Source organism: Kitasatospora sp. NPDC059599 (genome assembly GCF_042735125.1).
Taxonomy (GTDB): domain Bacteria; phylum Actinomycetota; class Actinomycetes; order Streptomycetales; family Streptomycetaceae; genus Kitasatospora.
This window is the reverse complement of record NZ_JBHWCL010000244.1, coordinates 1-8,739: the sequence shown is the minus strand read 5'-3', so window position 1 is coordinate 8,739 and position 8,739 is coordinate 1. Positions and strand designations below refer to the sequence as shown.

Here is an 8,739-nt window from a genome sequence, read left to right as displayed (position 1 = left end):
GCGGATGATGCGGGACGCGAAGATCACGCAGATCTACGAGGGCACCAACCAGGTCCAGCGGATCGTGATGGCCCGCAACCTCCCGTAACCCGGCCCGGCCGCGGCACGCGGTCCAGGTGCTCCGCACGGCCCCCGATCGCCCGTCCGCGGTCCGGGGCCGTCGTTCGTCCGGCGTCGAACCGTCCTGGACGGATCCCCCCGTCCGGTGTCATAAATGATCGTCAACTGACAGGCAGCGCACGACGATCGCGGGAGATCACGGATCATGGGCGACACCTCCGAGCAGCACCCCGCCGGCAAGGTCTGGCTGGTCACCGGCGCCAACTCGGGCTTCGGGCAGGCGATCGCGGAGGCCGCCCTGGCGGCCGGTGACACCGTCGTCGCGGCCGCCCGGCGCCCCGAGACGCTGGCCGAGCTGGCCGCCGCCCACCCGGACCGGCTGATCCCGGTCCGGCTGGACGTCACCGACCAGGAGCGGATCCCCGCCGTCGTCGCGGAGGCCGTGCGGCGGCACGGACGGATCGACGTCCTGGTGAACAACGCCGGGCGCGGCCTGATCGGCGCCGTCGAGGAGTACACCGACCGCGAACTGCGGGACCTGATGGAACTGCACTTCTTCGGCCCGGCCGCGCTCACCCGGGCCGTGCTGCCGCACATGCGCAGCCAGGGCTCGGGCGCGGTGGTGCAGATGAGCAGCATGGGCGGCCGCTTCTCGTTCCCGGGCGTGGGCGCCTACTCGGCCACCAAGTTCGCACTGGAGGGGCTGTCCGAGGCGCTCGCCCAGGAGGTCGCCGGGTTCGGGATCAAGGTGCTGGTCGTCGAACCGGGCGCGTTCCGGACCGGCTTCGCGGGGGGCGGCGCGCTCGCCCACACCACCCCGATCGCCGCGTACGAGCCGGTGGTCGGCCCGGTCCGCACCGGCCTGCCGGACTCCGACGGCAAGCAGCCCGGCGACCCGGCGAGGGCGGCCGCGGCGATCCTGGCCGCCCTGGACGCCGAGCGGACCCCGCTGCGGCTCGCGCTCGGCAGTGACGCCGTGGACGCCGTCCTCGGCAACCTGGACGGCGCGCGGCAGGAGGCCGAGGCCTGGGCGGCGGTCGGACGCGGCACCGACTTCCCGGCCGGCGAGTGACGGTCACGACGGCGGCGGGGCCCGTGCCGGCCGCGGTCGCGCCGACGGAGCCCTCCCCGGCCCGGGCCTGAGGGCCCGCGGCCGGGGAAAACCGTGCGACGGCGGGCGGCCCGCTCCGTAGGCTGCCCGCCATGTCCTCCACGCTGAGCCTGGCCCCCATCACCCCCGGGAACATCGACGCCGCCCTCGCCCTGCGGGTACGCCCCGGGCAGGAGGACCTGGTCGCGCCGGTGGTGAAGTCGCTGGCCGAGGCGTACGCGTACGGGGAGACGGCCTGGCCCCGGCTGGTCCTGGACGACGGCAGGCCGGTCGGCTTCGTGATGGCCTTCTTCGACGTCCGCTTCCACCCGGAGCGGCCCGACGACCGCCCCCGCTCCGGCCTGTGGCGCCTGCTGGTCGACGCCGACGCGCAGCGCGGCGGCTACGGCCGCTTCGCCGTCGAGCAGGTGTGCGCGGAGATCCGCCGCCGCGGCGGCACCCGCGCCACCGTCACGTACGTGCCCGGCCCGAACGGCCCGGCGGAGTTCTACGCCCGCCTCGGGTTCCGGCCGACCGGTGAGCTGAGCGGTGACCAGACGGTGGCGGAGCTGGACCTCTAGGTCCGCCGCCGTTCGCTCACCGCCGCCTGCTCACCGCCGCCTGCTCACCGCCGCCTGCTCACCGCCGTTCGCTCACCGCCGCCCACCCGCCGGTACGGCCCGCCCGCCGGCACGGTCTGCGGCCGGGCCGTTCCGCCGTCGGCCTCAGTCGAGCAGCGCCGCCGCCTGCTCCCGCGCCTGCCGCAGCCACTCGGCCCGCAGGGCGTCGGAGGAGTCGGTGACGGTGCGGAACACCGTCCGCCGTACGTCCGTGACCCCGACGTACGGCAGCACGCAGGCCGCCCAGATCCGCTCCAGCGGGTCGCCGAACTCGTCGCGTTCGCGGGCCTCGGGCGTGTCCGAGGTGTTGAGCACCAGGGCCCGTCCGGCCCGCAGCAGCCCGGCCGGTTCGCCGTCGGCCGTGCCGAGCTTGTACGCGACGCCGGGGGCCAGCACCCGCTGCACCCAGCCGGCCAGGACGGCGGGCGGCATGCCCCACCAGTTGGGGTGGATCAGCACCAGCGCGTCCAGGGTGGCCACTTCGGCGCGGTGCAGGGCGAGCCGGTGGTCGGTGGTCTCCTCCGCGGAGTCCACCGTGCCGGTCTCCTCGGCGGTCAGCAGCGGCGCGAAGCCGTCCGCGTAGAGGTCGTGGGCCCGTACCTCGCAGCCGCGCTCCCGCAGTTCGTCCACCACGGCCCGGTACAGCGCGTGGTTGAAACTGCCCGGCCGCGGATGCGCCAGGTAGACCCCGATCGTGCTCATCGTCCGTTCCCCTCCCGCTGGTTGGCGATGGCGATGTTACGTCCAGGGGGCGGCGGGTAGGGTCCCGGACCGTGACCGAGCCGGACTTCCTCACCACGACCAGGGCGTTCTACGACGCGATCGCCGCCGACTACGCCGACCGCTTCCGGGACGCGATGGACACCATGCCGACGGACCGGGCCGTGCTGGCGCTCTTCGCCGAGCTGGTCCGCGCCGAGCGCCCGGACGGCCGGACGGCCGAACTCGGTTGCGGCCCGGGCCGGGTGACCCACCACCTGCACGAACTGGGCCTGGACGTGCGCGGGATCGACCTCTCGCCGCGGATGGTCGAGCTGGCCAGGGCGGCCTACCCGGAGGTGCCGTTCGAGGTCGGCTCGCTGTTCGACCTGCCGTTCCGGGACGGCGAGTTGACCGGTGCGGTGGCCTGGTACTCGATCATCCACACACCGGCGGAGCGCCTCCCGGAGGTGTTCGCCGAGTTCGCCCGGGTGCTCGCCCCCGGCGGCCGGCTGCTGCTGGCCTTCCAGGTCGGCGACGAGCCCCTGCACCTGGAGCGGCCCTTCGGCCACCCGGTGTCGTTGGACTTCCGTCGGCTGCGGCCGGAGCACGTCGAGGAGCTGGCCCGCGGGGCGGGCCTGCCGGTCACCTCCCGTACGGTTCGCGAGCCGGACGGCGAGGAGAAGAGCAGGCAGGCCTACCTGCTGGCCCGCAAGCCCGGCGGTCGGTAGCCCGGCGCCCGTAGCCGCCGTCCGGACCCGGACCCAGGCCCTGTCCGGACCCGGGCCCCAGGCCTGACCTAGGCGGCCTCGGTGGACGGCTGCCCGGAGGCGGTCGCGATCACCTCGTCCAGCACCTCGCGCGAGCGCAGCAGGTCGTCGATCGTCCGGTCGATCCGTTCGCGCTCGGCGGCGAGTTCCTCGACCAGCAGGGGGGTGGCGGTCTCGCTCGGGCCGCCGTCGGAGTCCCGCATGCAGGGGAGGATCTTGTAGATGGTGCGGCTGTGCAGCCCGGCCGCGAACAGTTCCTGGATGTGCACCACCCGGTCGACGGCCGCCTCCGGGTACTCCCGGTGGCCGCCGGCGGTGCGCCGGGCGACCAGCAGGCCCTGCTGTTCGTAGTAGCGCAGCGAGCGCTCGCTCACGCCCGTCCGCCGGGCCAGTTCGCCGATCCGCATGCCGTCCACCCCGTCATCCGATCCGAGCCGCGACGTTCCGTGGCCCGAGGGGGTCCTGCCCCGGAGGGGCGTCGCCTCGCAGGGCCTTGAACCTGACATGGATGTTAGCTTCTACGGTTCCGGCATGACGACGAACACCGAGACCGCCGGCCTCTTCCAGCCCGCCGACCTGGGCCCGCTGCGCCTCCCCAACCGCCTGGTGATGGCCCCGATGACCCGCACCCGGGCCGGCGCCGACGGTGTTCCGCAGCCGGTCATGGCCGAGTACTACGCGCAGCGCGCCGGTGCGGGGCTGATCGTCGCCGAGGCCACCACCCCCAACCGGGTCGGCCGGACGTACGCCGACATCCCCGCCGTCCACGCCCCCGAGCACGTGGCCGGCTGGCGCACCGTGACCGGTGCGGTCGCCGCGGCCGGCGGCCGGATGTTCCTGCAGCTCCAGCACGGCGGCCGGATCGGCCACCCGGAGAACAGCGGCCTGCACCCGGTCGCGCCCTCCCCGGTCGCCCTGCCCGGGACCGTCCACACGCCGAGCGGGCACCGGGAGGCCGTCGTCCCGAGGGAGCTCACCGCGGCGGAGATCCGGCAGACCGTGGCCGACTTCGCGTCCGCCGCCCGCAACGCCGTCGAGGCGGGCTTCGCCGGGGTCGAGGTGCACGGCGCCAACGGCTACCTGCTGCACCAGTTCCTCGCCCGGAACACCAACCGGCGCACCGACGCGTACGGCGGCCCGGTGGCCAACCGGATCCGCTTCGTGGTCGAGGTGGTCCGGGCGGTCGCGGCCGAGATCGGGCCCGAGCGGGTGGGCCTGCGGGTCTCGCCCGGCTTCACCGGCCAGGGCATGGAGGAGGGGGACACCGCGGAGATCTACCGGGCACTGACCGGCGAGCTCGCCGACGACGGCCTCGCCTACCTGCACGTGGTCTTCGCCGACCCGCAGGACGCCGTCTTCCGGGAGCTCCGCAAGTCCTGGCCGGGGACCCTGATCGCCAACCCGGCGCTCGGCTGGGGCGGGCCGCTGCCCGAGGACGGCGGCCTGGCCGCGGCCGGGCGGCTGCTGGCGGCGGGCGCGGACCTGATCTCCTTCGGCCGCGGTTTCCTCGCCAACCCCGACCTGGTCGAGCGCCTGCGCACGGGTGCGCCGCTCAATCCGCTCCGTGACGGGCTGATGTACACCGGGGGAGTCGAGGGGTACACCGACTACCCGGCGCTGGCGGGCCGGCGGGCCGGATAACACGGCGTCCCCGGCCCGCTCCTTTCCGGGGGTACCGCGCGGGAGCGGGCCGCTCGTGCCATGATCCCTGCATGAGTTCCAACGTTTTCTTCGACATCACCATCAACGACGAGCCGGCCGGCCGTATCGTTTTCAAGCTGTTCGACGAGGTCGTCCCGAAGACGGCCCAGAACTTCCGCGAGCTGGCCACCGGCCAGAACGGCTTCGGCTACGAGGGCTCCGGCTTCCACCGCGTGATCCCGTCCTTCATGCTGCAGGGCGGTGACTTCACCAACCACAACGGCACCGGCGGCAAGAGCATCTACGGCGAGAAGTTCGCGGACGAGAACTTCCAGCTGAAGCACGACCGCCCGGGCCTGCTGTCGATGGCCAACGCCGGCCGCAACACCAACGGCTCGCAGTTCTTCATCACCACCATCGTGACCGACTGGCTGGACGGCAAGCACGTCGTCTTCGGCGAGGTCGTCGAGGGCATGGACCTGGTGAAGAAGATCGAGTCGCTCGGCTCGCAGAGCGGCCGCACCTCGGCCACGATCAAGATCGCCAAGTCCGGCGAGGTCAAGTAGTCAACGCTGCCCCCGGCACGCGTACCGCCCCGGAGTGGGACGTCGGATCCGCCGACTTCCCACTCCGGGGCGGTGGCGCTTGCGGCCGCCCGCCCGCCCGGGGTGACGGGACCTAAGCCCAAGGACCGATTGGCCCGGTGCCCCCGGCCCGGCTGGAATGGGCGGATGGACCACGACAAGGCGTACGAGGAACTGGCGCCTGCGGCGCGGACGGCCTACCTGGAGCGGATCGGCGTGCCGGACCCCGGGGAGCCCTCGGCGCGGGAACTGGCGCGGCTGCAGCAGGCCCACCTCCGAGCCGTCCCCTTCGAGAACCTGAGCATCCACCTCGGCGAGCCCGTCGTCCTGGACCCGGCGGCCCTGGTGGCCAAGCTGGTGGACCGGCGGCGCGGCGGGTTCTGCTACGAACTGAACGGTGCGTTCGCCGAGTTGCTGCGCTCCCTGGGTTACCGGGTGAGCCTGCTGGCCGGCCGGGTCTTCGACGGGGAACGCCCCGGCCCGCCGTTCGACCACCTCGCGCTGCGGGTCGACCTGGACGAGCCCTGGCTGGCGGACGTCGGGTTCGGCCGGTTCAGCCGGCTCCCGCTGCGCCTCGACGAGCGGGGCCCGCAGTCCGACCCGCACGGCACGTTCACCGTGGTCCCGTACGGCGCCCACGGCGAGCTGGACGTCCGGATGGACGGCGCCCCGCAGTACCGCCTGGACCCGCGGCCGTACCCGCTCGCGGACTTCGCCCCGACCTGCTGGTGGCAGAGCACCTCGCCGGACTCGCACTTCACCCGCTCGACCACCTGCTCCGTCCTCACCGAGGACGGCGGCCGGACCACGCTCAGCGCCACCCGGCTCATCCGCACCGCGCCCGACGGCACCCGCTCCGAGCGGCAGCTCACGGCCGCCGAGACGCTGACCGCCTACCGGGAGCACTTCGGCATCGCGCTCGACCGGCTGCCAGGCTGAGACTGAGGCCGAGCCGAGCCGAGCCGAGCCGGACCGGACCGGACCGGACCGGCGCGGGTGCGGGCGAGGTCGTGGACGGGCGGGTGGTCGGGCCGGGACGCGGGAGGGGCAGGGTAGCCGGGCGCGCGACCGTGCGGGGGCGGAACCGGTCAATCCACCGGCCGTCGTCGCCGTCGTCCTACGCTCCTCGCAAGCGGGTCGTGCCGCGACCGAACTCGACTTTCCGGCAAGGTGGTTCACCGATGATCGAGCAGAGCGCCGACGACGGCGAGGTGACGTACGAGCAGGTGACGGTGGTCTCCCTGGCCTCCTGCGAACCGGTTTCCGGCGAACCGGCGGCCTCCTTCGAAGCGGTCGGCCCGGCCCGGTTCGCGGTCCGGGTCGTCCGCGAGGGCATGACGGTCAAACGGGTCGCGGGCTACTGGGTGCGCTGGGACGAGCGCCGGGACGAGGAGGAGACCCGCCACCACGCGCGCTGGGTCGCCGACGAGGAGTACGTCCGGCCGGACACCGGCAGCCTGGACGGCACGCTCGCCGTGACGGTCGCCGCCTACTGGACGGACGGCGCGCGCGTCTTCTCCCGCCGGCCGAGCACGGAGACCGCGGTGATCTTCAGGCCCGGTGAGACCGAGCACGTCCTGGTGCTGGAACAGGCCGCGCCGCACCGCCCGGCCGCCCTGTCGGTGCAGCTGGCGCACGCCCGCTGGCTGGGCGGCGACGGGCAGCCGATCCACTACGGCTACTCGGGCGCGACCGAGGCCGCGGGCGGCGAGGGGGAGTGGCTGGTCCGCTTCCCGGAGTGCGGCACGGGCCTGCTGCCGTACGCCGGCCGGCCCGAGCCGGGATAGTCCCGGGCCCGCGCCGGCCGGGAGACGGCCCGATCCGGGAGACGGCCGGGGGCGGCCCGACGGCGATCCGACGGCGGCCGGAACGCGAGCGCCTCCCGGACCGGGTGGTCCGGGAGGCGGCGGCGTCGGCCCACCGGGCCGTGGCTCACTTGACGTCCGGCACCGCGGTGTCGTTCTTGAAGGCGTCGAAGACCTGCTTGGACTTGTTGGCGTCCCACAGCACGGCGGACTCGCCGGTCTTGGTCCGGTAGTCCGGGTTGCCGATCGGCACGGTGATGCTCTTGCCGCTGCCGCCGTTGACGTCCTTCATGGCGAGGAAGAGCGAGCCGAGGTCGGTCAGTCCGCAGTCGTCGTCGACGATCAGGGTGCCGAGCGCCGAGTCGACCAGCGGGTAGAAGGTGAACGGGTCGAGCAGGTTGCCCGGGGAGGCGGCCTGGTGGGCGAGGGCGCCGAGGAACTTCTGCTGGTTGCGCATCCGGCCGAGGTCCTGGTCGGCCATCTGGTGGCGCTGGCGGACGAAGGCCAGGGCCTGCTTGCCGGTGAGGGTCTGGTCGCCGGCCTGCAGGTCGAGGCCGGAGTCCTTGTCCTTGACGGGCTGGTCGATCTTCATCTCGACGCCGCCGATCGAGTCGACGACGCCGACGAAGCCGGCGAAGCCGATCTCCGCGTAGTGGTCGATGCGGATGCCGGTGTTCTGCTCGACGGTCTGGACGAGCAGGCGGCCGCCCCCGGCACCGAAGGCCGAGTTGATCTTCGCGGAGGTGCCCTTGACCGGCTTGCCGTTGCTGCCCGCGTGCTCGGGGATCGGCACCCAGGAGTCGCGCGGGATGCTCATCAGGGTGTTCCCGTTGTCCCCGACGTGCAGGATCATCATCGAGTCGCTGCGCTTGCCCTCGGTGTCGTGCCCGGTGTGCAGGTCGTCCTGCTCGGAGTCGGTGAGGCCCTGGCGGCTGTCGGAGCCGACGATCAGCCAGTTGGTGCCCTTGCCCGCGGCCGGGCGGCCCGGGTAGTCGGCGAGCACGTTCTCGTGGTTGAGCTTGGAGTCGGCCCAGAACCAGGTCGAGACGGCGGTCACCATGACGGCGATCAGCAGACCGAACACCGACCACTTGACGATCCGCCGCCGCGGCCAGCGCCCGGCCCGCGCACCGGCCGGCCGGGCACTGCCGGGCCCGCCCGGGCCACCGGGGCCTCCGGGGCCGCCGGGACCACTCGGCCCGTCCGGGCGCCCGGGACCGGTCGGACCGCCGGGCCGGGTGCCCGGCGCGCCGGTCCCCTGCTGCGGGACGCCGCCGAGCCGGGACGGCCCCGGCTGCGCCGGCTGCGCGGGCGCGGACGACCCCGGGCCGCGCGGGTTCAGCGAGGCCGGCAGCGGCGGCTCGGCCGCCGAGCCGCCGCCCCCGGTGCCGCCGTACGGGTTCCCGCCGCCCCCCGGGCCGCCCACCAGCCACGTGTTAATGCCCTCGACGCAGCCCGACCCCGGTGGGG

The 8,739-nt window shown here is 74.1% G+C and carries 11 protein-coding genes; 8 read left to right on the top strand and 3 right to left on the bottom strand.

The genetic code is table 11. The features are described 5' to 3' along the window. The 3 genes from ACFV04_RS42475 to ACFV04_RS42465 all read left to right on the top strand — a co-directional run. Positions 1–88, top strand: an 88-nt coding sequence (locus ACFV04_RS42475; RefSeq protein WP_157846636.1) for an acyl-CoA dehydrogenase family protein, incomplete at its 5' end; no start/stop codon positions are given. Between the two features lie 177 nt (positions 89–265). After that, positions 266–1,132 carry an oxidoreductase gene (locus ACFV04_RS42470; RefSeq protein ID WP_380536456.1) on the top strand — a complete coding sequence of 289 codons (867 nt, stop codon included), beginning with the start codon at positions 266–268 and terminating at the stop codon, positions 1,130–1,132. Between the two features lie 131 nt (positions 1,133–1,263). Continuing rightward, entirely contained in the window at positions 1,264–1,731 is a 468-nt protein-coding gene (locus ACFV04_RS42465; RefSeq protein WP_380343914.1) for a GNAT family N-acetyltransferase, read from the top strand. Positions 1,732–1,875: 144 nt separating this feature from the next. Here the strand turns inward: ACFV04_RS42465 and ACFV04_RS42460 are convergent, their stop codons facing one another. Continuing rightward, positions 1,876–2,472, bottom strand: coding sequence for an NAD(P)H-dependent oxidoreductase (locus ACFV04_RS42460; RefSeq protein WP_380536454.1), 597 nt, complete (start codon positions 2,470–2,472; stop codon positions 1,876–1,878). A gap of 71 nt (positions 2,473–2,543) precedes the next feature. On the opposite strand from ACFV04_RS42460, the gene ACFV04_RS42455 reads away from it, so the two are divergent. Then, positions 2,544–3,200: a class I SAM-dependent methyltransferase gene (locus ACFV04_RS42455; protein WP_360266168.1), complete on the top strand. Its 657-nt coding sequence runs from the start codon at positions 2,544–2,546 to the stop codon at positions 3,198–3,200. Between the two features lie 68 nt (positions 3,201–3,268). On the opposite strand, the gene ACFV04_RS42450 is transcribed toward ACFV04_RS42455, so the two are convergent. Beyond that, the gene (locus ACFV04_RS42450) at positions 3,269–3,646 is read right to left on the bottom strand and encodes a MerR family transcriptional regulator (RefSeq protein WP_380344029.1); all 378 of its coding nucleotides are present in this window, start codon (positions 3,644–3,646) and stop codon (positions 3,269–3,271) included. Positions 3,647–3,770: 124 nt separating this feature from the next. On the opposite strand from ACFV04_RS42450, the gene ACFV04_RS42445 reads away from it, so the two are divergent. The 4 genes from ACFV04_RS42445 (at position 3,771) to ACFV04_RS42430 (ending at position 7,251) form a co-directional block, all read left to right on the top strand. Beyond that, on the top strand, positions 3,771–4,880 hold the full coding sequence (locus ACFV04_RS42445) for an alkene reductase (protein WP_380536452.1): 1,110 nt from the start codon (positions 3,771–3,773) through the stop codon (positions 4,878–4,880). Between the two features lie 71 nt (positions 4,881–4,951). Next, entirely contained in the window at positions 4,952–5,446 is a 495-nt protein-coding gene (locus ACFV04_RS42440; RefSeq protein ID WP_360266173.1) for a peptidylprolyl isomerase, read from the top strand. A gap of 165 nt (positions 5,447–5,611) precedes the next feature. Then, entirely contained in the window at positions 5,612–6,403 is a 792-nt protein-coding gene (locus ACFV04_RS42435) for an arylamine N-acetyltransferase (protein WP_380536450.1), read from the top strand. Positions 6,404–6,645: 242 nt separating this feature from the next. Next, complete coding sequence (locus ACFV04_RS42430) at positions 6,646–7,251, top strand: hypothetical protein (RefSeq protein WP_360266179.1); 606 nt, start codon at positions 6,646–6,648, stop codon at positions 7,249–7,251. A gap of 145 nt (positions 7,252–7,396) precedes the next feature. On the opposite strand, the gene ACFV04_RS42425 is transcribed toward ACFV04_RS42430, so the two are convergent. Then, positions 7,397–8,739: LCP family protein (locus ACFV04_RS42425; protein WP_380536448.1), on the bottom strand; the 1,343-nt coding region annotated here is incomplete at its 5' end.

Coding starts and splice junctions, on each gene's coding strand:
- ACFV04_RS42470 (WP_380536456.1), top strand. CDS start 266: ATGGGCGACACCTCCGAGCAGCACCCCGCCGGCAAGGTCTGGCTGGTC.
- ACFV04_RS42465 (WP_380343914.1), top strand. CDS start 1,264: ATGTCCTCCACGCTGAGCCTGGCCCCCATCACCCCCGGGAACATCGAC.
- ACFV04_RS42460 (WP_380536454.1), bottom strand. CDS start 2,472: ATGAGCACGATCGGGGTCTACCTGGCGCATCCGCGGCCGGGCAGTTTC.
- ACFV04_RS42450 (WP_380344029.1), bottom strand. CDS start 3,646: ATGCGGATCGGCGAACTGGCCCGGCGGACGGGCGTGAGCGAGCGCTCG.
- ACFV04_RS42445 (WP_380536452.1), top strand. CDS start 3,771: ATGACGACGAACACCGAGACCGCCGGCCTCTTCCAGCCCGCCGACCTG.
- ACFV04_RS42440 (WP_360266173.1), top strand. CDS start 4,952: ATGAGTTCCAACGTTTTCTTCGACATCACCATCAACGACGAGCCGGCC.
- ACFV04_RS42435 (WP_380536450.1), top strand. CDS start 5,612: ATGGACCACGACAAGGCGTACGAGGAACTGGCGCCTGCGGCGCGGACG.
- ACFV04_RS42430 (WP_360266179.1), top strand. CDS start 6,646: ATGATCGAGCAGAGCGCCGACGACGGCGAGGTGACGTACGAGCAGGTG.